Origin of the sequence: Ruegeria spongiae (assembly GCF_023502395.1) — a bacterium.
GTDB classification, from domain to species: Bacteria; Pseudomonadota; Alphaproteobacteria; order Rhodobacterales; family Rhodobacteraceae; genus Ruegeria_C; species Ruegeria_C spongiae.
Genome location: NZ_JAMFMB010000012.1, coordinates 1 through 26,579, shown reverse-complemented (window position 1 = coordinate 26,579; position 26,579 = coordinate 1). Strand labels below are relative to the sequence as shown.

Sequence of the window (26,579 nt, the reverse complement as noted above, 5' to 3'; positions counted from 1 at the left end):
GCGCCCGCATCGAGTTTAGCGCCGGGTGCGACCGGATTTCTCTTTCATGACCTGACGGACCATCTTGCCAAAACTCTTGTCCCGGTTCCGCCGTTCGGCGAGGCTGGCCGCGTTGAACGCATCTTCTGCCACCAGCTTGCGCCAGCGGCGCAGACGCGCGGCATCCAGTGCGCCGGTCTCCACTGCAGACAGCACCGCACAACCCGGCTCGGTGACATGCGCGCAGTCGTTGAACCGGCACGCCTGCGACAGGTCAGAAATATCCGCGAACAGATCGTCTATGCCCGAAGCCGCGCCAGCCAGTTGCAACTCGCGCATGCCCGGCGTGTCCAGCACCAGACAGCCGCCCGGCACCAGATGCAATTGTCGCCGCGTGGTGGTGTGGCGGCCCTTTGCGTCATCCTCGCGGATGGCCTGCGTTGCCACCCACTCGGTGCCCGCCAGCGCATTGGTCAGCGTCGACTTGCCGACACCGGACGATCCCAGAAACGCCACGGTCTGCCCCGGCTTGCACCAGCCGACCAGCGCCCGGCGCGGCTCGTCCCCGCGTGCGTCCAATGCAATCACCGGCACCCGGTCCGAGATCTCGCGAGCCGGATCGACATAGGCCTGCGCATCCGTCACCTGATCGGATTTCGTCAGCACGATCACCGGCGCGATCCCTGCCTCAAAGGCCAGCGCGACATAGCGCTCCAGCCGGGCAACACTGAAATCCTGGTTGCAGGAGGTCACCACAAAACAGGTATCGATATTGGCCGCGATCAGCTGTTCCTGCCGGTCTGTGCCCGGCGCCCGGCGCTTCATCACGGTCTTGCGCCGCAAGGCCCGACTTGCCTGTGGCTGCGCCTTGTCCATCAGCAGCCAGTCGCCGACGGTCACGTCAGGGATAGGCGGGATCGTCCGATCAATGCCATCCCCCAGCACATGTAGCGCGTTGCGGTGCACCTCGACGACGCGCACGGGCGGCGTGTCAACAAGGGCCTCGATGCTGATCTGCTGGGCAAAAAACGCCTGCCAGCCATAGGTTTCGAGGAAAGCGGCGGGCCGGTCTGGCAAATGCCCATGCTTGTGCGGCGGAAGAAATGCGGAATAGTCCCGTGTCATTTGGGTCAACTTTCATGTCCGGGTCCCAAGCCATGCTCGGGTGTAAAGGCTCATTGATGTCTGAGATCACAATCCAACGGCCCAGCCGAACCGGGTTCAGCAGGCGCTTGTGCTGTTGGTCTTGCAGCGGGAGGCCTGACGCCTCCCCTCTTCACCGGGACATAAAATCTCCATTCCAGACCTTCGAGATAGGTCAGCTGTGCCTGCCATGCAAGCCCGTCTGTTCTATGTACTCTCCCGGAATTCTGGTACGGGCGGCCGGATTCGAACCGGCACGGCATCGCTGCCTGGAGATTTTAAGTCTCCTGTGTCTACCATTCCACCACGCCCGCAACTTCTGCTGCTGTAAACCGGAATAGCGGCAATCTCAACGTGTTAAAGCGGGTGCGGTTCAGATGTCCTGCCCCTTGCGCTCCAGCGGGCCACCGGGGGCGGCCAGGTTACGCTCGGGCAGCCACGGGTTGAGTTTCAGCGCCTGATCCAGCACCAGACTGGCCTCGTCGGTCCGGCCCAGCGCCATCAGCGACAGGGCCTTGCCGCTCATCGCCGCCACATGGCGCGGCGACAGGGCCAGCGCCCGGTCCAGATCAACCAGCGCTTCGGCGAAATCGTGGCGCAGGAAATTGACGAAGGCGCGCTGGTTGTAGCCTTCGGCATAGTCCGGGCAATAGACAACCAGCCGATTGAAATCCTCGAGCGCGCCGCGCAGGTCCCAGGCAGAGCGTCTTGTCATGCCGCGATCCAGGATCGCCTGCGACTGTTCGTTGGGTGCATCAGACCAGAATTCCCACATCTGATTCGAGATCAGCCGCGCCTCCGCCTCGGTGGGCGCGCGCTGAACCTCAAGGATCAACGCGTCCAGACGGGCGGAATGATCGGGCGCCATCGGGCAGGTCTCGGCCGTGGCAATGCTGGTCACGGTCAGGGTGCAAAGCAGGCAGGCGGCAAGGTGTCGCATGTTCCAAGCTTGGCGCGGATTGGCCCTGCGTCAAGCCCCGCGTCACAGCGGCCCCTGCAACCCGGTCTCTTTCACCGCCTCCATCGCCACAAAGGTCGAGGTGCTGGCCACATGCGGCAGGGTCGAGATTTTCTCGGCCAGAACAGCGCGGTACTGGCTCATCGACTGGGTCCGGATCTTGAGCAGATAGTCAAAATTCGACGCGATCATATGCGCCTGTTCGATCTCGCCCAGCTGGCGCACGGCGGCGTTGAACTCGGCGAGTGCCTTTTCGCGGGTGTCCTTCAGGCGTACCTCAACAAAAGCCACGTGATCCAGCCCCAGTCGGATCGGATCGATCAGCGCCCGGTAACCGGCGATGAAGCCTTCTTTTTCCAACCTGCGCAGCCGCGCCTGTGTTGGGGATTTCGACAAGCCGATGCGACGCGCCAGATCAGCGACCGAAATGCGCCCGTCGCCGGACAATATCTTCAGAATCGCCTGATCGAAGCGGTCCAGGTCGGGAAAGTCCATCTGCACTTCATTTGCCTCCATATTCAGCCCGATAGGCCACGCTTACCAAAATTTCAGGCGATTGACCCGCATTTCTGCGAGTATACTACCCATAGAGACCGGAGGGACCATGACACACGACCTGCGCCGCACAATCGACCAGTACACCTATGCCGATCAGGCCGCCGTATTGGCCGACCTGACCGCGACCGCCGACCTGAGCGCCACCGATCGCGGCGCCATTTGTGCCGCCGCAGCCGCACTGGTCAGCGACATTCGTTCCACCACCGCGCCCGGCATGTTGGAAGTGTTTCTGGCCGAATACGGTCTGTCGACCGATGAAGGTGTGGCGCTGATGTGTCTGGCCGAGGCGCTGCTGCGGGTTCCCGACGCCGAAACCATCGACGCGCTGATCGAGGACAAGATCGCGCCGTCAGACTGGGGCAAGCATCTGGGGCAATCCTCGTCCTCGCTGGTCAATGCCTCGACCTGGGCGCTGATGCTGACCGGCAAGGTGCTGGACGAGGCCAAATCGCCGGTCGGCGTGCTGCGCGGCGTGATCAAACGGCTGGGTGAGCCGGTGATCCGCACTGCCGTTGGTCACGCGATGAAAGAGATGGGCCGTCAGTTCGTGCTGGGCGAAAGCATTCACTCGGCGATGGACCGCGCCCGCGGCATGGAGGACAAGGGTTACACCTATTCCTACGATATGCTGGGCGAGGCCGCGCGCACCGAAGGTGACGCCGCCCGCTATCACCTGTCTTATTCCCGCGCGATCACCGCCATCGCCGAGGCCTGCACCCATGACGATATCCGCGCCAATCCAGGCATCTCGGTCAAGCTCTCGGCCCTGCATCCGCGCTATGAGGTCGCGCAAGAGGCCCGCGTGATGGATGAGCTTGTGCCGCGCCTGCGCGCGCTGGCTCTGCTGGCCAAGGCGGCGGGCATGGGGCTGAACGTGGATGCCGAGGAAGCCGACCGCCTGTCGCTGTCGTTGCAGGTGATCGACGCGGTGATGGGTGAACCGGCGCTGGCCGGATGGGACGGTTTCGGCATCGTGGTGCAGGCTTATGGCCCCCGCGCCGGTCTGGTGCTCGACACGCTCTATGAGATGGCCGAACGCCATGACCGCAAGATCATGGTGCGGCTGGTCAAGGGCGCCTATTGGGATACCGAGATCAAGCGCGCCCAGGTCGAGGGCGTCGATGGCTTCCCCGTTTTCACCAACAAGGCCGCCACCGACATCTCGTATATCGCCAATGCCCGCAAGTTGCTGGGCATGACCGACCGCATCTATCCGCAATTCGCCACCCATAACGCCCATACGGTCAGCGCGATCCTGCATATGGCAAAGGGGCAACCCTATGAGTTCCAGCGCCTGCACGGCATGGGCGAGACCCTGCACGGGTTGGTGATGGAACAGGCCCAGACCAAGTGCCGAATCTACGCGCCCGTCGGCGCGCATCGCGATCTGCTGGCCTATCTGGTTCGTCGGCTGCTGGAGAACGGCGCCAACTCCTCCTTCGTGAACCAGATCGTGGATGAGGATGTGCCCCCCGAAGAGGTCGCCGCCAATCCGTTCGACCTGATCGAGGCGGAGGCGCAGGTGATCCCGACCGGGCCGGACTTGTTCGCCCCCGAACGCCCCAACTCCAAAGGCTTCGATCTGGCCCATACGCCCACGCTTGAGACGATCGAGGCCGCCCGCACCCCCTTCAAGCTCCAACAATGGTCCGCCGCGCCATTGCTGGCAGCAGATGCCCGGCCAAAGACCGCTGAACCGGTGATCAACCCAGCCCTGCCGCAGGACGCTCCCGGAACAGTCGCGCCTGCCAGCGCTGCGGATGTGGAACTGGCGCTGACCTCGGCCAAGCCATGGGATGCCGTGCCCGAAGAGCGCAAGAAAATCCTGAATCGCGCCGCCGACCTCTATGAGGCCAATTACGGCGAACTGTTTGCACTGGTTGCCCGCGAAGCTGGCAAATCGCTGAAAGATGCGGTGGCCGAACTGCGCGAGGCGGTGGATTTTCTGCGCTACTACGCCGCCAACATCCCCGCAGGAGACCCGGCAGGCACCTTCACCTGCATTTCGCCTTGGAACTTCCCCTTGGCGATATTCACCGGTCAGATTTCAGCCGCTCTGGCCACTGGCAACGCAGTGCTGGCCAAACCCGCCGGCCAAACCCCGCTGATCGCCCATCGCGCCGTGCAACTCATGCATGAAGCGGGCGTTCCCCGCGCCACGCTGCAAATGCTGCCCGGCGGACCGGAAGTGGGCGCGGCGCTCACCTCGGACGCGCGTGTGCATGGCGTGGCGTTCACCGGCTCGACAAACACGGCGCTGAAAATCCGCGCGGCGATGGCCGAGAATATGGCCCCGGGCAGCCCTCTGATCGCGGAAACCGGCGGTCTGAACGCAATGATCGTCGATTCCACCGCCCTGCCCGAACAGGCCGTACAGGCGATCGTCGAAAGCGCCTTCCAATCCGCAGGCCAGCGCTGCTCGGCGCTGCGCTGCCTCTACCTGCAGGCAGACATTGCCGAGGATGTTCTGACCATGCTGCAAGGCGCGATGGATGCGTTGTGCCTGGGCGACCCGTGGCGGATCGAAACCGATTGCGGCCCGGTGATCGACGACGAGGCCTGTCAGGTCATAGCCGATCATATCGCCAAGGCGCGCGCCGAAGGCCGGGTGCTGAAGGAACTGCCCGCGCCGCCTGAGGGCATCTTCATCCCCCCCACGCTGATCGAGGTCAGCGGCATTGCCGCGCTGGAGCGCGAGATTTTCGGCCCGGTCCTGCATGTGGCGCGGTTCAAATCTTCGGAACTCGATCAGGTGATCGCAGCGATCAATGCCACCGGCTACGGGCTGACCTTTGGGCTGCACACAAGGATCGACGACCGCGTGCAGCACATCACTGAGGCTGTGCATGCGGGCAACATCTATGTGAACCGCAACCAGATCGGTGCCATCGTCGGCTCGCAACCCTTCGGCGGTGAGGGGCTGTCCGGCACCGGGCCAAAAGCGGGCGGGCCGAACTACATGGCTCGCTTTCTGGCCCCCGACCGCCAGACGTCGGAGGAAACCTGGGACCACCCCATGACCGAATTGCCCACGCCGAGCGGACCACTGGCCGGGGTGACCACAACAACCCTGCCCGGCCCCACCGGTGAATCGAACCGGCTCAGCGAATTCCCGCGCGCGCCGCTCCTCTGCCTCGGCCCCGGCGCATCCGCTGTTGAGGCGCAGGCAAAAGCCGTGAAGGATCTGGGCGGCATGGCGATCCGCGCCACCGGCTCACTCGCCCCCGAACAGCTTGAAACGCTGGGCGGCATCGCGGGCGTGCTCTGGTGGGGTGACGCGGAAACCGCGCGCGCAATCGAGCGGTATCTGGCCCGGCGTCAGGGTCCGATCCTGCCGCTGATCCCCGGCCTGCCCGACCGCGCGCGGGTGCTGGGCGAGCGTCATGTCTGCGTCGACACCACGGCTGCAGGCGGCAACGCAGCGCTGTTGGGCGGCGCCGGATAACCTGTCTTGACGCTGGGCTGAATTCGGCTCAGCGTCCCGTCATGTTACCCATTCGCGACCACAACCCGTCGGGGCGCACGCCTTATGTCGTTTACGCCCTGATGGCGGCCAATCTGCTGTTCTTCCTCAGCTATGTCGGCGTCATGGACGACCCGCGCCGGATCAACCGCATTTTCTTCGACTATGCTCTGATCCCGGCCCGCGCCTCGGATGGTGTCGCGCTTTATACCTATGTGACCTCGATGTTCATGCATGGCGGTTGGCTGCATCTGGCGGGCAACCTGCTGTTCCTGTGGATTTTCGGCGACAATATGGAAGACGAGATGGGGCATCTGGGCTTCCTGATCTTCTATCTGGCCAGCGGCATTGGCGCGGCGTTTCTGCATGTGCTGGGCGCACCCGGATCAATCGTGCCCATGGTGGGCGCTTCCGGTGCCATTGCGGGCGTGATGGGCGGCTATCTGCTGCTGTTTCCCAAAGCCCGCGTCGATATCCTGTTGATCCTGATCATCTATTTCCGCGTCTTCACCATCCCTGCCTACATCATGCTGGGCGTCTGGCTGGGGATGCAATTCATTGGCGGGCTCGGCGCGGACCCAGATGAAGGTGGTGTCGCCTATTGGGCCCATACCGGCGGGTTTGCAGCCGGGCTGGTGCTGAGCGTCCCGCTCTGGCTGAAACTGGGCGGGCCAGCCTTTTGGCGCAAAACCCACGGTCACCCACCGCATCCCGAGCACGAATACACCTTCAGCCCCAGCCGCATCCCGAAAGTACCCCGCAAATGAGTGTTCTGAAAGCCAGCTGCCATTGTGGCGCCATTGAGATTGAGGCCGATTTCCCCCAAGGCCTTGCCTCTGCCGCGCGGTGTGACTGTTCCTTTTGCCTGCGCCGGGGCGCGGCGGCGGTCACAGCATTAGCCGCGTCTCTCAAGGTACTGAAAGGCGAAGACAATCTGACGCTCTATTCCTGGGGCACGCAGACCGCCTAGCATTACTTCTGCAAGACCTGCGGCATCTACACCCATCATCGCCGCCGCGCGGACCCGCGCGAATGCGGCGTCAATCTGGGCTGTATAGACGGCGGCAATCCTCGCACATACGGAGATATCCCCTGGACGGATGGCGTGAACCATCCGTCAGACCGCTAAGCGGCTCAGGTGTTGCGGATCACCTTGGCGAACTGGTTGAAAATCGGCTCGTTGGCGCAGAGCACATCGCCGCTTTCCAGCAGCTTCTGCTCGGGGTTCACCGCCTCGACCAGACCACCTGCCTCGCGCACCAGCAGGATGCCCGCTGCCATGTCCCAATCTTGCAGGCTGCGCTCCCAATACCCCTCGTAGCGTCCCGCCGCGACATAGGCCAGATCGAGCGCGGCAGAGCCCCAGCGGCGCACGCCCGCCGTTGCCGGTAGAATGCGTGCCAGATCCTGCAGCGTCTCGGGCAGATCGCCCGAGCGTGCGCCAAAGGGCAGACCGGTGGCGAACACCGACTCGATCATGCGATTGCGCGAGGAGACCCGGATGCGGCTTTCGTTCAGCCATGCGCCAGAGCCCTTTTCGGCCACGAACATCTCGTCCTTGGCGGGGTCGAACACCACGGCGGCCACGATCTGGCCCTTGTGTTCCAGCGCGATGGAAACGGCCCAATGCGGCATCCCATGCAGAAAGTTGGTGGTGCCGTCCAGCGGGTCGACCAGCCAGCGGCGGGTCGGGTCTTCGCCATCCTCGGCACCGCCCTCTTCGGCGATCCAGCCATAGGTCGGGCGCGCGCCGCGCAGCTCTTCCTTGATGATCGCCTCAGCGGACAGATCAGCCTTGGACACGAAGTCGCCCGCCGCCTTGGCCGAGACCTGCAGATTCTCCACCTCGCGGAAATCCTTGACGAGCGACCGGCCAGCCTTGCGGGCAGCCTTGATCATGATGTTGAGGTTCGCGCTGCCATTCATTGGTCAAAGGCTCCTGTCCGGGTTACCGCGCGCGTATATAGCGGCCCCAATGGCTTGCCAAGGGACGCTTTTGCATAGCGGCCCTGCGCGGGTCATTGAGTCTGCAGCTTGCGCGCCTCGACCCGCGCCAGATCGACCAGCTTGCGCACGAAGGGCTTGTCCATATCATCCGACCGGATCGCCGCATAGAGACGCCGGGTGATGCCGCTTTCGGTCAGGGGTCGCGTCACATAGTCCGAGCTGTATTTCACCTCACGCACCACCCAGTCGGGCAGCACCGAGATACCCCGGTTCGACGCCACCAACAGCAGGATCACCGCCGTCAGCTCGACCTGCCGGATGGCAGTAGGTTCAACTTTGGCCGGGATCAGCAACTGGCTGAACACATCCAGCCGCGTGCGTTCGACTGGATAGGTGATCAGCGTCTCGCCGCGAAAATCCTCGGCGTCGACATAAGGCTTCGAGGCCAGAGGATGGGTCGCCGCAGCCACGAAAACGGCATTATAGTCAAAGAGTTCCACAAATTCGACGCCGGGCAGCTCTTCGGGGTCCGAGGACACGACCAGATCAACCTCTTCCTTCTGCAGCGCGGGCAGCGCGTCGAAGGCAAGACCGGGGCGAATATCAACATCCACATCCGGCCAGCTTTTGCGGAACGCCTCCAGCACCGGGAACAGCCATTCGAAACAGGCATGGCACTCGATCGCGATATGCATCCGCCCCGAGCGCCCGTCGCGCAGCGAGGAAAATTCGGACAGCGTCGCCTCGACCTGCGGCAAAACCTGTTCGGCCAGCCGCAGCAGCCGCTGCCCCGCCGGGGACAGCCGCATCGGCTTTGAGCGGCGCACGAACAGCTCGACCCCGGCCTGATCTTCCAGCCCCTTGATCTGGTGGCTCAACGCCGATTGCGTGATGTTGAGCTGATCTGCCGCCCGCGCCAGCCCGCCATAGTCATGAATGGCCTTGATGGTGCGCAAATGGCGAAATTCGATATGCATATCAGGTCAGTTCCTGCGTCCGAGACTGTCTTCGATCTTGCGCTCGGTCTTGTATTGGCTGAGCGAATAAACCGCCCAGATCGCCGCCGGAATCCAGCCGATCAGCGTCAGTTGCAAGAGCAGGCAAAATATCCCCTGCCACGGGCGCCGGATCGTGAAGAACACGAAAAACGGCAACAGGATCGCCAGAACCAACCTCATACTCACCTCATGTTATACTTGAGTGTTATGAAATTGTTTCACAATGCTGCATGTGCGACAAGAGGGGAAATACATTGAGGACACGACCATGAGCACACCAGACATTTCCTTCGAATTCTTCCCGCCGCAATCGCTGGAGGCCTCGTTTCGGCTGTGGGATACGGTTCAGACACTGGCGCCGCTCGATCCGCGTTTTGTCTCGGTGACCTATGGCGCGGGCGGCACCACCCGCGATCTGACCCGCGACGCGGTAACCACGCTGAACAAGAATTCGGGCCTGAACGTGGCGGCGCATCTGACCTGCGTGAACGCCACCCGCGAGGAAACCCTCAAGATCGCCCATGATTACGCCGAAGCCGGCGTAACCGATATCGTTGCCCTGCGTGGCGATCCGCCCAAAGGCGCGGGCGGGTTTCGCGCACATGCCGACGGTTTTGCCAGCTCGGTCGAATTGATCGAGGCGCTGGCCGAGACCGGCAAGTTCAACATCCGTGTCGGTGCTTATCCGGACCTGCATCCGGAGGCTGCCGATGCGCAGAACGACATCGACTGGCTCAAGGCCAAGATCGACGCAGGCGCAAATGAGGCGCTGACCCAGTTCTTCTTTGACGCGGAAAGCTTCTTCCGTTTCCGCGACGCCTGCGAAAAGGCGGGGATCGACGCGCCGATTACGCCGGGCATCCTGCCGATCGAAAACTGGTCCGGCGTGCAGAACTTCGCCAAGCGCTGCGGCGCGCATATCCCCGAATGGCTGATCAATGCCTTCGAAAAAGCCACCCGCGACGGGCGCGAGGATCTGCTGGCCACCGCAGTCTGCACCGAGCTTTGCTCGAACTTGATCGACGGCGGCGTCAACAAGCTGCATTTCTACACGCTCAACCGTCCCGAACTGACCCGCGATGTTTGTTTCGCGCTGGGGATCGTGCCGCAGGTGGACTTGCAGAACGTCGCATAAGACCTTGCCTGTCAGCCTTTTCTGCCTAACGTGAACAGATCACCACGGCAGGAGGCGACATGCTTTATGCGGACGGACCAAACGAGTTGTTCAACCCCAATGATCTGGCCGCGATGTCGGGGCTGGACTTCATCCGTGGCATCCTTGAAGGTCGCCTGCCCGCCCCGCCCATTGGCAAGACGCTGGGCTACCAGATGCACACGGTCGAAGAGGGCCGCGTCTGTTTTCGCGGCGCCCCCACATTCGATACCTGCAACCCGCAGGGTACCGTGCATGGTGGTTGGTACGGTACGCTGCTGGACAGCGCCATGACCTGCGCGGTGCAGACCCGCCTGCCCTCCGGGGTGGCCCTCACGACGCTGGAATACAAGATCAACATTCTCCGCGCGATTCCGCTGGATGCCGAAGTGGAATGCGAGGGGCTGGCCGAACATGTCGGACGCTCCACCGGCGTGGCGCGAGGAGAAATTCGCGGCGTCGAAGACGGGCGGCTTTATGCGACCGGCTCAACCACCTGCATCGTGCTGTCGCTGCCGAGAGGCTGAGGCGTCTGGTCAGTTGACCGCATGGGATTGCAAGGACAATGCGTCCTCGGTCTTTTCCAGCGCTTCGCGCGGAATTGACTCGTGCAACCGCTCTGACGGGTCTTGACCAATCCGGCGCCTGCCGCGCAACAGGAAAATCTTGCCCCATCCGCGCCATGTTCCGGCCGAAGGCGCGCCGGCATCGGTGGCAAACCGCATGCGCCAGCCCTGCGGCAGCGGCAGACCATGCGCCTTGGCGTGATCCAGCATCCAGAGCAGCGAGATATTGGACAGCGGACGTGCTGCGTCAAACCCGCCAAGCTGGCCGCCGACATCGCCATGTGACCCCCGGAACCAGACCTGTTCCACATGTCCCTTGAAACTGGGGTCGCATTTCCACAGCACCGGCTCGAACACTTCGCGCGACTCATCCAGCGCCAGCGCGTGATAGCCGTGGCGTACGCTTGGACCCAGTTGATGGTTGTGAAACGCATGACGCGCCTCGGCCCAGCGCCACAGCAGCGGCAGACGCAAGCCAAGTGCCTTGACCGTATCCCAGACCCCGATCATCTCGATCGGCACATCCTCATGGCAATAGGCGCGCACAAAATCCGCTGCGTGGGGCCCGCGCGGGTTGCATTCATAATGACGGTACGCCTGCCGGATATTGCGCTCGGTCGCATGTTCGGCCTTGAGCAGCCCGACCATGTCCAGCACGCCCGCAAGGCTGCGCACGCCGTAAGCCCCGCGTGAATACCCCATCAGGAAAATCTTGTCGCCGGGCTTGTAGCGCGAGGCGAGATAGCCATAGGCCCGGCGGATCTGTCGGTTGATCCCACGGCCCAGCAGCACATCCGTGGTGCCACGCCAGCTTTGCCATTGCACACCGGATTCGTAGAACACCGACACCTGCCCGCCCATCTCGCTCAGCAGCCGATAGGTCAGGCCCGCATGGGTCTCGCGACCGGGCTCAAGTGTGGACATGGTGCCATCGAGGATGATCACATGCACCTTCGGCAGGCGATGCGCCGTCTCGGCGGAATGCTCGGAACGCAACGGCTTTCCAAGCCATCCCAGCAATTTTCTACTCAGCCGTGAGAAACCCATACCGCACCCGTTCTCATACACTCAGGGGCCACAATCTCCTGCGATATCCGCTTCGGCGCCCCCTCGCCTCGGCGGGATCAATATAGATGTACCTTAAATCATGGGCACCCGGTGCGTCTGTGACAAGATACACACAAGAAACGTTGCCGTGAGCCGTTGTAACCATGCAGCACAGCCTAACGGGCGGATCGGGCACAATTACGGCGATATGCTGGCGCAACGCGGCCAGACCATACCGGATGCGACAATATCGATGTCGGAGATGGCGTGGACACCGCCGCAGCCCCCCCACGACACTGATCGCAGCAGAATCGCAACCGGGCGGAGGACCCAGCCATGACGCAGGGAGATGCGACCCTGACGACAGACCAGACGCAGGCCTATTGGCGCGACGGTTTCCTGTTCCCGCTCACCGTGATGGGCACGGACGAGGCCGCGCAGTGGCGCGTCAAATTCCAGCGGATCGAGCGGGACTGGACCGATAGCGACCTGCCCCGCCCGCTCAATACCTACAAGAAGATCAACGCCCATTGCGTGATGCCGATGGCCTATCAGGTTGCGATGGACCCCAGGATACTGGACGCGGTCGAACCCATCCTCGGCCCAGATATCCTGATCTATGCGGTCGAGTTCTTCGTCAAGGAACCGCAGACCCGGCATATTGTCACCATGCATCAGGACCTGACCTATTGGGGGCTGGGCGAGATCGACGGGCTGGTCACTGCCTGGCTGGCGCTGTCGCCCGCCACACCCGCTTCGGGCTGCATGGATTTTGTGGCGGGCAGCCACAAGAACCCGATCCTGCCGCATGAAGACACGTTCAGCGACACCAACCTTTTGAGCCGCGGGCAAGAGATCAAGGTCGATGTGGCCGATGAAGACAAGGTCGCGATCGAGTTGCAGCCGGGCCAGATGTCGCTGCATCACGGGCTGACGATCCACGGCTCGGGCGCCAACAGTTCCGATGACCGGCGGATCGGGCTGGTGATCCGCTATTGCCGGCCTGATATTGCCCAGCAGGTGGCCGACCGCGACTATGCCATGCTCGCGCGCGGGGCGGACCGGCATGGCAATTTCACATTGATGGCGCCGCCCGAAACCCTGTTCGCGCCGCGTTCGCTGGCGCTTTATGAAGAGGTCATGAAGGCCGAGCTTGCCGCCAAGATGGCCGGGGCCAAGGAACAGAAAGGGGTCTATGCAGGATGAAACAGGTCAAGTTCACCCAGATGAAGGACGGCACGCGGGAAGAGTATGAATTTCTCACCGCCCATGAGATCGACCACACACGACATACCGCCGATCGGCTGCTCAAGGCGCTGGTCGAGTTGGACGAAAGCCTGTCGGGCTATCAGGTCACCCGGCTGGGCCATTCGCTGCAATCGGCCACCCGCGCCTGGCGCGACGGGGCCGATACCGATTGGGTCGTCTCGGCCCTGTTGCACGATATCGGCGACATCTACGCGCCCTATAATCATGACGAATACGCCGCCACGATCCTCAGACCCTTTGTGCGCGAACAATGCGCCTGGGTGGTCCAGACCCATGGCGATTTCCAGATGCTCTATTACGGGCATCACCTGGAGGGGTTCGACCAGAACAAGCGCGACCGCCATCGCGGCCACCCCTGTTTCGACGACAACGCGGTGTTTTGCGAACGCTGGGATCAGGCCTCGTTCGACCCGGATTATGACACGCTACCGCTGGAGTTCTTCGTGCCCATGGTCCGCGAGGTGTTTGACCGCAAACCCTATGACCCGGAGGTGATCCGCCCGGGACAACGGGCCCCTCTGAGCGACCCTGTCAGAGCCGCAGAACGCGCCGCCTGAACGCGCGAAAAACAAAGATGCCAGCAGTGTGACCGCGGGATAAGGCGTATCAAACGGCCTTGTCACCCGGTTCAGGCGGATTTCTGATATCCGATTCCGCGCCGCGACACGGACCATTCCCGCACCGCATCGCCAAATGCGCAAAACAGCGGGCGCGACACCGGGTCACTGCCCGGATTCCACTCCGGGTGCCATTGCACCGACAGGGTAAAGCCCGGCGCGTCCTCGACATAGATCGCCTCGGGCGTCCCATCCGCAGCCTCTCCGTCGATCACGATCCGTTCGCCGGGCGTGTTGATCCCTTGCCCGTGCAGCGTGTTGGTCATCACCTCGCGCGCACCCAGAACCTTGTGAAACACCCCGCCCTCGCGCAGTGTCACCACATGGCGCAGAGCGAACTTTTCCTCCAGCGTACCGTCGGGCGGCATCCGGTGGTTCGTTCGCCCGGGCAAATCGCGAATTTCGGGGTAGAGCGTGCCACCCATGGCGACATTCACCTCCTGAAACCCCCGGCAGATACCGAAGAACGGCTGTCCCCGCTCGACGCAGGCGCGCACCAGCGGCAACACGATCGCATCACGCGCCCGGTCGAACTCGCCATGCGCTTCGGTCTCGGCTTCGCCATATTCCGCCGGATGCACATTGGGCCGCCCGCCGGTCAGCACGAAGCCATCGCAGACCTCGAGCAATTCCGCGACCGAGACAAAGCGCGGGTCCGACGGGATCAGCAGCGGCAGGCATTCCGAGACATTGGCCACCGCATCCGAATTCATCGTCCCGCCCGCATGGGTCGGATACTGATCGTTCATCAGGTAGGAATTGCCGATGATGCCGACAACCGGACGCGCCATGGATGCTCCTGCACTGGGTTTCATGTTGTGATTGACTGTATTGCCGCCCTATCCGCTTCGCAACAATGCACATTCTGCGTCATGGCGCAGGCGCATGTGGAACCCTGCACAATAGTGAGGTGTAGCCGCGCTACCAACCCTGGAACGTGATCGGCGTCATTCGCGAAGTCAGCCACAGCGCCGCAATCAGCAGCGCATAGGTGCCGATGATCCAAGCCAGAGCCTGCCCGGTCGGCACGGACCGCATGGCCATCTTGTGGTCGCGCTTCATGTCGTGATCCATTTGACCGCCCATCTCCATACCCTCATGCCCCGCCATTTCCGACGAACGGTGCCCCATGTCCGGCGCCGGACCATCCGCACCGGGCAGCGTCATGCAGCCGTGTTTGAGGTGGTTCGCCACCAGCCAGTAGTTGATCGGAAAGGCCACTACAGCACCGACAACGGTCGCCAGACTCATGCGAAACCAGAAACCCAGCGTCAGCGGGTCCTCCGAACCGGGCCAGGCTGCGGCGAGCAGCACCATCGTCGGGATCATGCCGGTCATCACGAAATTCATCGACACGGTTTCGGCAAAGATCGTCTTGCGCACTGCCTGGGTGTAGCTGCCGAACATCGGCAACATCATCAGAGCCTGAAAGATGAAAAGGCCCGATATGAACCCAAAGGAATACTCGACCACGATATCCCAGCCATTGGGCAGGGTCAGGAAATGCACCAGGCTTGCCGCCACGATGATGCCGGTGGCATCCCCGGCCACACAATGCATCTCACTGTTAACGCCCTGCTTCCAGGTGGTCCTGGTGAAGGCATCGTGCCCGCCGGGAAACGGCCGTCGGCAAGTCAGCAGGTAGAAGAACAGCCCCACCGGCCCGGTGTAGAGCGTCACCAGTATCCAGGCCGCCCGCTGCACCCAGCTTGTCACGCCATTGAACAGCGAATCCCATATCACAAATGCCGCGCTCGCACCCGTGAGCAGAAACCAGACCAGCATTGCGCCCTCGATCATCGGTATTCTCCCCAATCCGTATGATCGAAGATTATACCGGTTATCGCCGCAAGACGATCAAATCTCGCCGGTCAGCCCCACCGCCTCGATCGCCGCAAGGGCCGCTGCGGCGTCATTGTCCGATGTGTCACCCGTGACGCCAATAGCAGCAATCACCGCGCCTTTCTTGTCGCGCACCAACACGCCGCCAGGCACCGGCACCACCTGCCCGCCATAGACACCGTTCACAGCGGCCATGAAATAGGCCTGACCCTCGGCGCGCTGCATCTGTGCGGTGCCCGCCATGCCCAGCATCACCGCCCCATAGGCCTTGCCATGCGCAATCGCGAACCGCCCCGGCGCCGCCCCGTCCTCGCGCTCGAACGCCTGCACATGCCCGCCCGCATCCAGAACCACGACCGAGAGCGGTTTTAGTTCCAGCTCGCGGCCCTTCTCCAAAGTCTTGCGAATGATTGTACGCGCGCGCCTCAGTGACAATGCCATGACCTGTTCCTCTTCCTCTGGCTAAAAATTTCTCGGGACTGAATGCCCCGCGGGGGCAGAGGGGGCAGACAGCCCCTTCCCGCTTACCGGCTCAGGCCCCCGTCGAGGCTTTCAATTCCAATCGCCGCGCATGCAATACCGGCTCGGTATAGCCCGAGGGCTGCGTCCGCCCCTTGAACACCAGATCACAGGCGGCCTGAAACGCGATCCCGTCATAGCCGGGCGCCATCGGGCGATACTCCGGGTCACCCGCGTTCTGGCGGTCCACAACCTCGGCCATCTTGCGCAAGCGGCCCATCACCTGCTGCGCATCCACCACCCCGTGATGCAGCCAGTTGGCGATATGCTGGGCCGAGATGCGGCAGGTCGCGCGGTCCTCCATCAGACCCACATCGTTCAGATCGGGCACTTTGGAGCAACCCACACCCTGATCGACCCAGCGCACCACGTAGCCGAGGATACCCTGCGCATTGTTCTCGACCTCGCGCGTGATCTGCTCCGGCGTCCATTTGCGGAACGCGGCCAGCGGAATCTCCAGCAGCCCGTCCAGATGGGCCCGCCGTCCGCCTGCGCGCAGGCGCGTCTGCACCGCCATCACATCGACCTTGTGATAATGCAACGCATGCAGGGTCGCGGCTGTCGGGCTGGGCACCCAAGCGCAGGTCGCGCCCGATTTGGGATGCTCGATCTTCTGTTCCAGCATTGCCGCCATCAGGTCGGGCATGGCCCACATGCCTTTGCCGATCTGCGCCCGGCCCATCAGCCCGCATTCCAGCCCGATATCCACATTCTGGGTCTCATAGGCCCCGATCCAGCCCTTGCGTTTGATGAAATCCTTGCGGCTGAACGGCCCCGCCTCCATCGAGGTGTGAATCTCGTCGCCGGTCCGATCCAGAAAGCCGGTGTTGATAAAGGCGACCCGCGATTTCGCCGCGCGGATACATTCCTTGAGGTTGGCACTGGTGCGGCGTTCCTCATCCATCACACCGATCTTCACGGTGTGGCGCGGCAGGCTGAGGATGTCCTCGACCGCGTCGAAGATGCGGTCAGTGAACGCGACCTCGTCCGGCCCGTGCATCTTGGGCTTCACGATATAGACCGAGCCATGCACTGAATTGCCGCTCTCGCGCTGCAGGTCGTGCATGGCGATCAGAGTGGTGGTCAGCCCATCCATCAGCCCTTCGAAGATCTCATTGCAGTCGCGATCCAGCACCGCCGGGTTGGTCATCAGATGCCCGACATTGCGCACCCAGAGCAGTGCGCGGCCCTTCAGCACCACAGGAGCGCCATCGGGGCCTATGAAGTCGCGATCCGCATTCAGCGCCCGGCTGACGGTCTTGCCGCCTTTCTGGAAAGTGGCCTCCAGATCGCCCTTCATCAGCCCCAGCCAGTTGGAATAGGCCAGCACCTTGTCCTCGGCGTCGACGCAGGCGACGGAGTCTTCACAATCCATGATCGCCGACATCGCGCTTTCCAGCCGCACATCCGCCAGCCCGGCCTGATCGCGGCTGCCGATGGCATGGGCGCGGTCGAAAACCAGTTCCACATGCAGACCATTGTTACGCAGCAGCACCGCATCCGGGGCTTTGGGGTTACCGCGAAAACCGGCGAATTTCTCGGGCTGCAGAAGCGGCTGATCGTCGATCAGCAGCGCGCCACCCTTCACATGGTAGCGCCGCACATCTGCGTGGCTGGTGCCGGAAATCGGAAACGCCTCGTCCAGAAACACCCGCGCCCGCGCCACAACCCGCGCGCCCCGGCCCCGGTCATAGCCACCCGAAGGCGGGGCAGAGCCCATCGCATCGGTGCCGTAATACCCGTCATAAAGCGATCCCCACCGCGCATTCGCCGCATTCAGCGCATAGCGGGCGTTGGTGATCGGCACCACCAGTTGCGGTCCCGGCACAAGCGCGATCTCGGGATCGACATTGACCGTATCAATCTCGAAATCCGCGCCTTCGGGCACCAGATAGCCAATCTCTGTCAGAAAGGCCTTATAAGCCTCGGCATCGTGGGGGGCGTCGCGATGGGCGACATGCCAGGCATCGATCTGCTGCTGGATATCCTCACGCTTTTGCAGCAAGGCACGGTTTTCCGGACCGAAGTCATGTGCCAGCCGGCTGAGCCCCGCCCAGAAATCATCCGGCGACACACCGGTCCCGGGCAGGGCCTGCCGCTCGATGAAATCCGCATATTCAGCCGCAACCTGTAGCCCCTGCTTTTCAATCCGCGCGCCCATTCTGCCCTCCGATTGGTCATGTTTTCTGGCCGCTTTGATCTAAGGAATAAGTTTCCGATAGGCAACACGTGTAAAGAAAGTCGTCTTATTCTGGCATTCAGAAGGTCCGGCACCGATCCAACCTCCCCAAGGCGGATCGGTGGCGTTTGTGCACGCGGCGCTTAACAGCCCCGTTTGCGGCTCAGCGACACCAGAACTTCGTGCCGCGCATCAGCCGCTTTCAGAGCTTCGCTCGCGTTGGAATAATTGCCGATAACCGCAGGCCAGAACAGCAAGGCGGCCGCGACATTCTGGCCCGAGACCGTTTGGCCCTTGCGCGCCTCCGCCCGGATCGCGTCCAGTTGCGCGATCTGATTGTGAATTTCATCGCAGCTCAACTTGGTGTCGCCGATGTTGTTGCGCTGCACCACATCCGGCGACACACACCCGGACAGCACCAACGCACCGACCAGCGCCAGATGTTTCAATTTGTTCAGTACCATTTGTAACCCTTCGTTCCGGCGTCATTCTATTCCTGTCGCCGGTTTTCATTTGCGCGCCCTTGATCATCGCAATCCCAGAGCGCTATTTGTTCGACACAAAAGCGTGTCGGGGTGAGTTCTGACAAACTTCTGCTGAAGAGATCAATTCTGAATGGATTGTTTTGCACTATAGTCGCGCATGACGTGCGGTCACTTTGAGACCGCCCGCCACAATGGCGCCAACGAAAACCAGAAAGAAGGGCGAACGCGCCATGCGAGACGCAGCACCTCAGACAATCTACCTCAAGGACTATGCGCCATTCGGCTTTGACGTGCGCGAGGTTAACCTGATCTTTGATCTTGCTCCGAACGCCACCCGGGTGACCAGCCGAATCCGTTTCGCCGCGAAACCGGATGCTGAACACCCCGACTTCTTCCTGCATGGCGAGCAACTGAAGCTGATCCGCGCCGCTATCGACGGCCAGGAAATCACGCCGACCCTGACCGAAACCGGCCTCACCTGCGATGTTCCTGATGGTGCGTTCACCTTCGAGGCCGAGGTCGAGATCGACCCGGCAAACAACACAGCCCTCGAAGGGCTATACATGTCCAACGGCATGTATTGCACCCAATGCGAGGCCGAAGGGTTCCGCAAGATCACCTATTACCCCGACCGCCCCGATGTGATGTCCACCTTCACCGTACGGGTGAACGGCGATCTTCCGGTCCTCTTGTCCAATGGCAACCCGACCGACAGCGGCGAGGGCTTTGCTGAATGGCACGACCCCTGGCCCAAGCCTGCCTATCTCTTTGCGCTGGTGGCGGGCGATCTGGTGGCTCATTCCGATCACTTCACCACCGTCTCGGGGCGCGAGGTGGACCTGAACCTTTATGTCCGCCCCGGCGATGAGGGCAAATGCGCCTTTGGCATGGACGCGCTGAAACGCTCGATGAAATGGGATGAGGATGTCTATGGCCGCGAGTATGACCTCGATGTGTTCAACATCGTCGCCGTGGACGATTTCAACATGGGCGCGATGGAAAACAAGGGGCTGAACGTCTTCAACTCCTCCGCCGTTCTGGCCAGCCCGGAGACCGCGACGGATGCCAATTTCGAACGGATCGAGGCGATCATCGCGCATGAGTATTTCCACAACTGGACCGGCAACCGCATCACCTGCCGCGACTGGTTCCAGCTCTGCCTGAAAGAGGGGCTGACGGTCTTCCGCGACGCGCAGTTCACATCGGATGTGCGCAGCGCGCCGGTGAAACGGATCGGCGATGTGATCGACCTGCGCGCGCGGCAGTTCCCCGAGGATAACGGCCCCCTCGCCCACCCGGTCCGCCCCGAGAGCTTTCAGGAGATCAACAATTTCTACACCGCCACCGTTTATGAAAAAGGCGCCGAAGTGATCGGCATGCTCAAACGGCTGGTGGGCGATCAGGCTTATGCCGAGGCGCTGGATCTCTATTTCGCGCGCCATGACGGGCAGGCCTGCACCATCGAAGACTGGCTGAAAGTGTTCGAGGATGTGACCGGTCGCGAGTTGAGCCAGTTCAAGCTCTGGTATTCGCAGGCGGGCACCCCGCGCGTGAAGGTCGAAGAGGATTGGGGGGATGGCACCTATTCCCTCACACTCTCGCAGAGCCTTCCCGACTCGCCCGGTCAGGTGGACAAGCAGCCGATGCATATCCCCGTCGCGGTCGGCCTGCTCGGCCCCGATGGCGATGAGGTGCGCGAGACGCAGACGCTGGAACTGACCGAGGCCCGCCAGACATTCCGTTTTGACGGTCTCGCCGCGAAACCCACCGCCTCGATCCTGCGCGAGTTTTCCGCCCCGGTCATTCTGGAGCATGGTGTCAGCCGCGATGCGCAGGCCTTTCTGCTGGCCCATGACACCGATCCTTTCAACCGCTGGAGCGCGGCTCGGGTGCTGGCCACAGAGACACTGATCGGCATGATCACCGATGGTAAAACACCGGGGGGTGATTATCTGGACGGCGTCCTCAGCGTATTGCGAAACGATGATCTTGACCCGGCCTATCGCGCGCTGATGGCGGGGCTGCCGACGCAATCGGAATTGGCAGGTGTCTTGGCCGATCGCGGCCTCATCCCCGACCCGATGGCGATCTGGCGGGCAAGCGAGACGCTGAAACAGGCAATGGCGCAGCACGCGCAGGACCTGCTGCCGCGGCTGCACAGCCAGATGCGCGTCGATGCCAGCTACCGCCCCGATGCCGAACAGTCGGGCAAACGGTCGCTGGGCAGCGTGGTGCTCTCGATGACCACCCGACTTGATGGCGGAGAGCTTGCCGCCAGCGAATACGCCAAATCCGACAATATGACCCTGCAGCTTTCTTCGCTGGGTGCGTTGCTGCGGGCGGGCAAGGGGCAAGAGGAACTCGCGGCGTTTTATGACCAATGGCAGGCCGACCGGCTGGTGATCGACAAATGGTTCGGCCTGCAGGTCTCGCTGGCCGAACCCGACCAAACCTGCGCGGTGGCGCAAAAGCTGACCGGGCATCCCGACTTCCATTGGAAGACGCCGAACCGGTTCCGTTCGGTCCTGGGGCCGCTGGCGATGAACCATGCAGGCTTTCACCATGGCGATGGCACATCTTATGCGCTGCTGGCGGATTGGCTGATCCGGCTTGATCCGGTGAACCCGCAGACCACGGCGCGGATGTGTTCGGCCTTCCAGACCTGGAAACGCTATGATGCCGACCGGCAGGCGCTGATCCGGGCACAGCTTGAACGCATCGCGGCCACGCCCGAGTTGTCCCGCGACACGACCGAGATGGTCAGCCGCATTCTGGACGCCTGAGCGATGCGCCGCACGCTGCTCATCACCGGGGCCAGCGCCGGGATCGGGGCCGAAACCGCGCGGCTGGCCGCCATGCGGGGCTATGATCTGGCCCTGAACTACCGGCAGGATCATGAAAGCGCCGAGGCGGTTGCCAAAGCGGCGCGCGCTGCGGGTGCAACGGTGGTGCTCTGCCCCGGCGATGTCAGTGACCCGGTGCAGATCGAACAGATATTCGCCACGCTCGATGCGGCCTTTCCGCAGCTCGACGCGCTGGTGAACAACGCGGGCATCGTCGATCTGCATATCCGCATGACCGAGGTGACCCACGCAAGGCTGCGGCGCATCTTCGATGTGAACGTGATCGGCGCGATCCTGGTGGCCAGCGAAGCGGTCAAACGCATGCAGGCCGGTGGCCGGGGCGGCGCAGTGGTCAACCTGTCCTCGGGCGCGGCGCGGCTGGGCTCGGCCAATGAATATGTCGATTACGCCGCCTCCAAGGCCGCCATCGACACCTTTACCAAGGGCTTTGCCGACGAGATGGCTGGCGAGCGCATCCGCATCAACGCGGTGCGACCCGGCTTTATCGACACCGAGATCCACGCCAAGGGTGGCGACCCCGACCGCGCGCACCGGATCGGCGGCTCACTGCCGCTCAAACGCGCGGGCACGGTCACGGATGTGGCCGAGGCGATCCTGTTTCTGCTCTCGGACAAGGCCTCTTACATCACCGGCACCACGCTGGATGTCACGGGCGGGCGGTGATGGAGGCGTTCCAATATCATCACCGCAGCCGCAGTTGGCGCGCGCTGATCATTCTGGGCGCGGTCTACGCCCTGCTGCTGGTGGGGCTGATTACCATCGACCTGGTCTGGTGGATCGCGGCTCTTGCCGTGCTCTGCACCTTGCCTGCGGTTTACGAATTCCTGACCGACCGGCGCGCGGGGCTGAGCCTGACCGCGCAGGAGTTGCGCTGGTTCACCGGCACGCTCAGCCGCGACATGGCCCTTGGTGACATCAAGACCGTGCGATTTGATACCCGCTGGGACCTGTCGGTGCGGGTCACGCTGATCCTGCAAAGTGACCGCAAACTGCGCCTGCCCCATGAGTGCCTGCCGCCGCATCGCGATTTCGAAGCCCGCCTGAAGCATGCCGGATTGCACGTGGAACGGCATCATTTCGCGATCTTTTGACGGATTGATGCGGATGCCGGAACGGCACCCTTAGATTACCCCAAAACCTGTCCCTCTCGGTCGCTTCCGGGCCACGTTTGTGCCTCAAACCCTGCGCAGATTCAGCGTCAGGAACAAAAAGACGCGAGCAGGACAGAGAATGTTGAAACGAATTGCACCGATCGCAAATCGGCTGAGATCGCTGGCGCCGCGACGGCAGGCACAAGCGCCCAAATCCCCGCGTGTCAGACGGCTGAGCGTGCCCGCTGCGCTCGTCGCCGAGGACCGGCTGAACATCCCCGTGAACGAGCGCGCGCTGGAAGAATGCGAGGCTGACCTGATCCGGGAACGCGGCCGGTTTCTGGTGCGTCAAGAGCGCTGGGGTGATCTGGCACATGCGATGCGACAGGCCGAGGCGCAGCGCGACAGCACGCAAGGCGGGTTGCCCTCGGTCGACCTGCTGGCGTTCGGGGCCCGCGCCGATGTGGTCGAGAGCGTCGAGCAAGCGTTGACCTCGGAGAGCGCGGATGATGAAAACCTGCTGCTGGACGGCGTGATGGGGTTTGAGGCCGCCTTGCAGGACCATCAGGGCGACCCGATGATCGCGCTGGTGGTGGCGCTCACCCATATCGATCTGGGCTGGGCCTGGCGCGGCCAGGGCTGGCCCGAGGCAACCCCGCCCCGGCATGAAAGGCGCGCCAACGCCCATTTCGACCGCGCCCGAACGCTGCTGTCACGCCAGTGCGGCGCAACCCTGCAAAGCCCGGCCCTGCTGGCAGCCGGTTGTGCCGCGCGCGCGGGCGGCAGCGATGGCGCCCTGGCCGTCGCTGACGAGTATGAGACGCTGATCGATCTGGCACCGGAAAACCCGCGCCATATGCGGGCGCTGGGCAATCACATGCTGCCGCGCTGGTTCGGCAGCTACGGCGCGCTGGAACTTGAGGCCCGCCGGACCGCCGTCCGCACCCAGTTCATGTGGGGGGCCGGCGGCTATGCCTGGGTCTATTTCGACGCCATCGTGCTGGATGCCGGGGCCTGTGCGCGAGTGGATGTGCCCTTTTTTCTCGACGGGCTGCGCGATATCCTGCGCGCCCGCCCCGATCAGGAGATGGTCAATCTGCTGACCGCCTTTTGCTGTGTTGCTCTGCCCGGTGGGGCCGGTGGGAACGATCCGGGTCGCGATAATCGCGCCCGGATCGCGGCCGCCGCCGACTGGCTGATCCGCGACCACCTGACCGAGATCCACCCGCTGATCTGGGCCCATGCCTCGGATCGGTTCGTCAACAATCTGCATGTGCGCTCGTCCCGTCAGTTCGCCTCGCGCGGGCGGGCGGATGCGCTGCGCTGCCTTTCAGCGCTGTTTGCCGATGAAATCCGTCAGGGCCAGCGGGTCACCTTCACCCCTGACGGGCTGCGGCTGGAGGCGCTCTGAAGCCGCCGCGCACTGCATTGCCTCTTGCCCACGACCCGAGCCGGGCCTAGAAGGCGGGTCGAACCTGATACGGACATGAGGCGCCCCCATGCTGGACCTGACCTACGACACGCCCAAAGTCAAAACCATTGCCGGAGCCAAGCACGATTGGGAACTGGTGATCGGGATAGAGGTGCATGCGCAGGTCTCATCCAATGCCAAGCTGTTCTCGGGCGCCTCGACGCAGTTCGGCGCGGAACCGAACTCGAACGTGGCCTTCGTGGATGCGGCGATGCCGGGCATGCTGCCGGTGATCAACGAATATTGTATCGAACAGGCGGTGCGCACCGGGTTGGGGCTGAAGGCCGATATCAACCTGAAGTCCGCCTTTGACCGCAAGAACTACTTCTACCCCGACCTGCCGCAGGGCTATCAGATCAGCCAGCTCTACCACCCGATCGTGGGCGAAGGCGAAGTGCTGGTCGAGATGGGCGACGGCACGGCCCGACTGGTGCGGATCGAACGCATCCACATGGAGCAGGACGCGGGTAAGTCGATCCACGACATGGACCCGAACATGTCCTTTGTCGATCTCAACCGCACCGGTGTCTGCCTGATGGAGATCGTCTCCCGCCCCGACATTCGCGGCCCCGAAGAGGCCGCCGCCTATATCGCCAAGATCCGCCAGATCATGCGCTATCTGGGAACGTGTGATGGCAACATGCAGAACGGCAACCTGCGGGCGGACGTTAACGTCTCGATTTGCCTGCCGGGCGCTTATGAGAAATATCAGGAAACCCAGGATTTCGACTATCTCGGCACGCGGTGCGAGATCAAGAACATGAACTCCATGCGCTTCATCCAGCAAGCCATCGAGGTCGAGGCCCGCCGCCAGATCGCCATCGTTGAAGGTGGCGGCACGGTGGATCAGGAAACGCGCCTGTACGATCCCGACAAGGGTGAGACGCGCTCGATGCGCTCCAAGGAAGAGGCGCATGATTACCGCTACTTCCCCGACCCCGATCTTTTGCCGCTGGAGATCGAACAGGCCTGGGTCGATGACATCGCCGCCGGGCTGCCGGAACTGCCGGACGAGAAGAAAGCGCGCTTTATCGCGGATTTCGGCCTGACCGATTACGACGCCTCGGTGCTGACGGCCGAGGTGGAATCGGCGGCCTATTTCGAAGAGGTGGCACAGGGGCGCAACGGCAAGCTGGCCGCGAACTGGGTCATCAACGAGCTGTTCGGGCGGCTCAAGAAAGAAGACCACGAGATCACCGACTCGCCGGTTTCGCCCACGCAGCTGGGCGGGATCATCGACCTGATCGCCTCGGATGCGATCTCGGGCAAGATCGCCAAGGATCTCTTCGAGATCGTCTATACGACAGGCGGCGACCCCGCTGAAATCGTAGACGCGCGCGGCATGAAGCAGGTGACGGATACCGGCGCCATCGAGGCCGCCCTGGACGAAATCATCGCCGCCAACCCGGCGCAGGTGGAAAAGGCCAAGGTGAACCCGAAACTGGCGGGCTGGTTCGTGGGTCAGGTGATGAAAGCCACCGGCGGCAAGGCCAACCCCAAGGCGGTGAACCAGTTGGTGGCGCAGAAACTGGGCGGGTGAGACCACCCAAGCCTGCCTTGCCGGGCAAAAAGGTTGATTTAGACATTCCGAAGGGCGTCACTCGTGACGCCCTTTTTGTTTTTGGGTCACCGGCGCGACTCTGATACAGGGGGCACAGCGGGTTGGGTGACTGTCAGGCTTGCATTGTTTCGTCATAGCCTTCGCAATATACCGGGCTCCCGCTTTGCGCAGGGCACGGACTTTGCAAAGTTTGAAAGTATCGACCACGACAGGGCAAATTCGCACCGGATTTGAGCACCACTTCCGCGCCGTGATTTTGCTCGGGTCTGGCCATTGGCCCACATTTTATGACTTATGCACCAAATCCTGCCAACTGTTGAAAGTTCGCCCGGGTTGTAAACCCTTTGGCAACCTGACAAGCTAATCTAAATATTGTTCCAGATTTACTGATATTGAAGGGAAATTGGATTGGCAGAAGGTGACTATAAGTTTGACCCGCAAACACAATTTTCTGATCCTGCCTCATATTTTGTCAAATTGGACAAGAGATGGAAGCTAGACGAGCTGAGTGAATTCTCAAAAAACTTTGAACAGTCATATTACGCGGCATTTGCTTTAGTCGCCCTTCGTGCAGACAGTAGCCTCGGCTTTGACACGCAAGGTCGGTTGCTTTCGCAAATGGCTCGCTACCCTTGGAAAGGGGGGTTCTCTACCGTCCACTTTTACTATGGCGTAAAGCGTATTGTCGGCAGGAAGCGGCAGCCTGAGATTAAGAAGATCAAATATTCCTCACCGGGGTTCATTGAGCTCAGTGCGATTCAAGATGTGGCACTCAATCTCGGAGCTATTGTTGCGAGTATTTGCGGCTCAATCACAATGATCAATGCGACATACAACCGTATCTACAAGGGTCTGCGTGAAAGGCAACT

At 62.3% G+C, this 26,579-nt stretch carries 24 protein-coding genes, 1 tRNA gene and 1 pseudogene; 13 read left to right on the top strand and 13 right to left on the bottom strand.

What is annotated here, in order from left to right:
- Positions 1 to 15: 15 nt before the first annotated feature.
- The 4 genes from rsgA to M3P21_RS10920 all read right to left on the bottom strand — a co-directional run bounded on the left by rsgA (position 16) and on the right by M3P21_RS10920 (position 2,575).
- Positions 16 to 1,104: a ribosome small subunit-dependent GTPase A gene (rsgA, locus tag M3P21_RS10935; RefSeq protein ID WP_249710114.1), complete on the bottom strand. Its 1,089-nt coding sequence runs from the start codon at positions 1,102 to 1,104 to the stop codon at positions 16 to 18.
- A gap of 246 nt (positions 1,105 to 1,350) precedes the next feature.
- A tRNA-Leu gene (locus tag M3P21_RS10930) sits at positions 1,351 to 1,436 on the bottom strand.
- Between the two features lie 59 nt (positions 1,437 to 1,495).
- Complete coding sequence (locus tag M3P21_RS10925; protein WP_249710007.1) at positions 1,496 to 2,062, bottom strand: tetratricopeptide repeat protein; 567 nt, start codon at positions 2,060 to 2,062, stop codon at positions 1,496 to 1,498.
- A gap of 42 nt (positions 2,063 to 2,104) precedes the next feature.
- Complete coding sequence (locus tag M3P21_RS10920) at positions 2,105 to 2,575, bottom strand: Lrp/AsnC family transcriptional regulator (RefSeq protein WP_249710006.1); 471 nt, start codon at positions 2,573 to 2,575, stop codon at positions 2,105 to 2,107.
- 109 nt (positions 2,576 to 2,684) lie between these two features.
- Between M3P21_RS10920 and putA the strand changes: the two genes are divergently transcribed.
- The 3 genes and pseudogenes from putA (at position 2,685) to M3P21_RS10905 (ending at position 7,230) form a co-directional block, all read left to right on the top strand.
- Positions 2,685 to 6,083: a bifunctional proline dehydrogenase/L-glutamate gamma-semialdehyde dehydrogenase PutA gene (putA, locus tag M3P21_RS10915; protein ID WP_249710005.1), complete on the top strand. Its 3,399-nt coding sequence runs from the start codon at positions 2,685 to 2,687 to the stop codon at positions 6,081 to 6,083.
- A gap of 41 nt (positions 6,084 to 6,124) precedes the next feature.
- Positions 6,125 to 6,868: a rhomboid family intramembrane serine protease gene (locus M3P21_RS10910; RefSeq protein ID WP_249710004.1), complete on the top strand. Its 744-nt coding sequence runs from the start codon at positions 6,125 to 6,127 to the stop codon at positions 6,866 to 6,868.
- Positions 6,865 to 7,230 (top strand): annotated as a pseudogene (locus M3P21_RS10905) (GFA family protein). The gene M3P21_RS10910 and the pseudogene M3P21_RS10905 overlap by 4 nt, the downstream one beginning before the upstream one ends.
- 5 nt (positions 7,231 to 7,235) lie before the next feature.
- On the opposite strand, the gene M3P21_RS10900 reads toward M3P21_RS10905, so the two are convergent.
- The 3 genes from M3P21_RS10900 to M3P21_RS10890 form a co-directional block, all read right to left on the bottom strand.
- Complete coding sequence (locus M3P21_RS10900) at positions 7,236 to 8,027, bottom strand: inositol monophosphatase family protein (RefSeq protein ID WP_249710002.1); 792 nt, start codon at positions 8,025 to 8,027, stop codon at positions 7,236 to 7,238.
- A 92-nt stretch (positions 8,028 to 8,119) separates the two neighbouring features.
- Positions 8,120 to 9,025, bottom strand: coding sequence for a LysR family transcriptional regulator (locus M3P21_RS10895; RefSeq protein ID WP_249710000.1), 906 nt, complete (start codon positions 9,023 to 9,025; stop codon positions 8,120 to 8,122).
- Positions 9,026 to 9,031: 6 nt separating this feature from the next.
- Positions 9,032 to 9,226, bottom strand: coding sequence for a YqaE/Pmp3 family membrane protein (locus M3P21_RS10890; protein WP_249709999.1), 195 nt, complete (start codon positions 9,224 to 9,226; stop codon positions 9,032 to 9,034).
- An 88-nt stretch (positions 9,227 to 9,314) separates the two neighbouring features.
- On the opposite strand from M3P21_RS10890, the gene metF reads away from it, so the two are divergent.
- Positions 9,315 to 10,181 (top strand): methylenetetrahydrofolate reductase [NAD(P)H], encoded by an 867-nt coding sequence (gene metF / locus M3P21_RS10885; protein WP_249709997.1) that lies wholly within the window; start codon positions 9,315 to 9,317, stop codon positions 10,179 to 10,181.
- 59 nt (positions 10,182 to 10,240) lie between these two features.
- Positions 10,241 to 10,726: a PaaI family thioesterase gene (locus M3P21_RS10880; protein WP_249709996.1), complete on the top strand. Its 486-nt coding sequence runs from the start codon at positions 10,241 to 10,243 to the stop codon at positions 10,724 to 10,726.
- 9 nt (positions 10,727 to 10,735) lie between these two features.
- Here the strand turns inward: M3P21_RS10880 and M3P21_RS10875 are convergent, their stop codons facing one another.
- The gene (locus M3P21_RS10875) at positions 10,736 to 11,812 is read right to left on the bottom strand and encodes a T6SS phospholipase effector Tle1-like catalytic domain-containing protein (RefSeq protein WP_249709995.1); all 1,077 of its coding nucleotides are present in this window, start codon (positions 11,810 to 11,812) and stop codon (positions 10,736 to 10,738) included.
- 336 nt (positions 11,813 to 12,148) lie between these two features.
- On the opposite strand from M3P21_RS10875, the gene M3P21_RS10870 reads away from it, so the two are divergent.
- Together M3P21_RS10870 and M3P21_RS10865 are read left to right on the top strand one after the other, a co-directional pair.
- Positions 12,149 to 13,018, top strand: a complete 870-nt coding sequence (locus M3P21_RS10870) for a phytanoyl-CoA dioxygenase family protein (protein WP_249709994.1) — start codon at positions 12,149 to 12,151, stop codon at positions 13,016 to 13,018.
- Positions 13,015 to 13,638 carry an HD domain-containing protein gene (locus M3P21_RS10865; RefSeq protein ID WP_249709993.1) on the top strand — a complete coding sequence of 208 codons (624 nt, stop codon included), beginning with the start codon at positions 13,015 to 13,017 and terminating at the stop codon, positions 13,636 to 13,638. The genes M3P21_RS10870 and M3P21_RS10865 overlap by 4 nt, the downstream gene beginning before the upstream one ends.
- Positions 13,639 to 13,709: 71 nt before the next feature.
- Here the strand turns inward: M3P21_RS10865 and M3P21_RS10860 are convergent, their stop codons facing one another.
- The 5 genes from M3P21_RS10860 to M3P21_RS10840 form a co-directional block, all read right to left on the bottom strand.
- On the bottom strand, positions 13,710 to 14,489 hold the full coding sequence (locus tag M3P21_RS10860; RefSeq protein WP_249709992.1) for a gamma-glutamyl-gamma-aminobutyrate hydrolase family protein: 780 nt from the start codon (positions 14,487 to 14,489) through the stop codon (positions 13,710 to 13,712).
- 130 nt (positions 14,490 to 14,619) lie between these two features.
- Positions 14,620 to 15,498, bottom strand: a complete 879-nt coding sequence (locus M3P21_RS10855; RefSeq protein ID WP_249709991.1) for a DUF4396 domain-containing protein — start codon at positions 15,496 to 15,498, stop codon at positions 14,620 to 14,622.
- Positions 15,499 to 15,555: 57 nt separating this feature from the next.
- Entirely contained in the window at positions 15,556 to 15,981 is a 426-nt protein-coding gene (locus M3P21_RS10850; RefSeq protein ID WP_249709990.1) for a GlcG/HbpS family heme-binding protein, read from the bottom strand.
- 91 nt (positions 15,982 to 16,072) lie between these two features.
- Positions 16,073 to 18,220 carry a malate synthase G gene (locus tag M3P21_RS10845; RefSeq protein ID WP_249709989.1) on the bottom strand — a complete coding sequence of 716 codons (2,148 nt, stop codon included), beginning with the start codon at positions 18,218 to 18,220 and terminating at the stop codon, positions 16,073 to 16,075.
- 161 nt (positions 18,221 to 18,381) lie between these two features.
- The gene (locus M3P21_RS10840; protein ID WP_249709987.1) at positions 18,382 to 18,702 is read right to left on the bottom strand and encodes a hypothetical protein; all 321 of its coding nucleotides are present in this window, start codon (positions 18,700 to 18,702) and stop codon (positions 18,382 to 18,384) included.
- A 251-nt stretch (positions 18,703 to 18,953) separates the two neighbouring features.
- On the opposite strand from M3P21_RS10840, the gene pepN reads away from it, so the two are divergent.
- The 6 genes from pepN to M3P21_RS10810 form a co-directional block, all read left to right on the top strand.
- Positions 18,954 to 21,506: an aminopeptidase N gene (pepN, locus tag M3P21_RS10835; RefSeq protein ID WP_249709985.1), complete on the top strand. Its 2,553-nt coding sequence runs from the start codon at positions 18,954 to 18,956 to the stop codon at positions 21,504 to 21,506.
- Positions 21,507 to 21,509: 3 nt separating this feature from the next.
- Positions 21,510 to 22,250 carry an SDR family oxidoreductase gene (locus tag M3P21_RS10830; protein ID WP_249709984.1) on the top strand — a complete coding sequence of 247 codons (741 nt, stop codon included), beginning with the start codon at positions 21,510 to 21,512 and terminating at the stop codon, positions 22,248 to 22,250.
- Entirely contained in the window at positions 22,250 to 22,678 is a 429-nt protein-coding gene (locus M3P21_RS10825) for a hypothetical protein (protein ID WP_249709983.1), read from the top strand. The genes M3P21_RS10830 and M3P21_RS10825 overlap by 1 nt, the downstream gene beginning before the upstream one ends.
- 139 nt (positions 22,679 to 22,817) lie before the next feature.
- Positions 22,818 to 24,089: a hypothetical protein gene (locus M3P21_RS10820; protein WP_249709982.1), complete on the top strand. Its 1,272-nt coding sequence runs from the start codon at positions 22,818 to 22,820 to the stop codon at positions 24,087 to 24,089.
- Between the two features lie 88 nt (positions 24,090 to 24,177).
- On the top strand, positions 24,178 to 25,689 hold the full coding sequence (gatB, locus tag M3P21_RS10815) for an Asp-tRNA(Asn)/Glu-tRNA(Gln) amidotransferase subunit GatB (protein ID WP_249709981.1): 1,512 nt from the start codon (positions 24,178 to 24,180) through the stop codon (positions 25,687 to 25,689).
- Between the two features lie 429 nt (positions 25,690 to 26,118).
- Positions 26,119 to 26,579: hypothetical protein (locus tag M3P21_RS10810; protein ID WP_249709980.1), on the top strand; the 461-nt coding region annotated here is incomplete at its 3' end.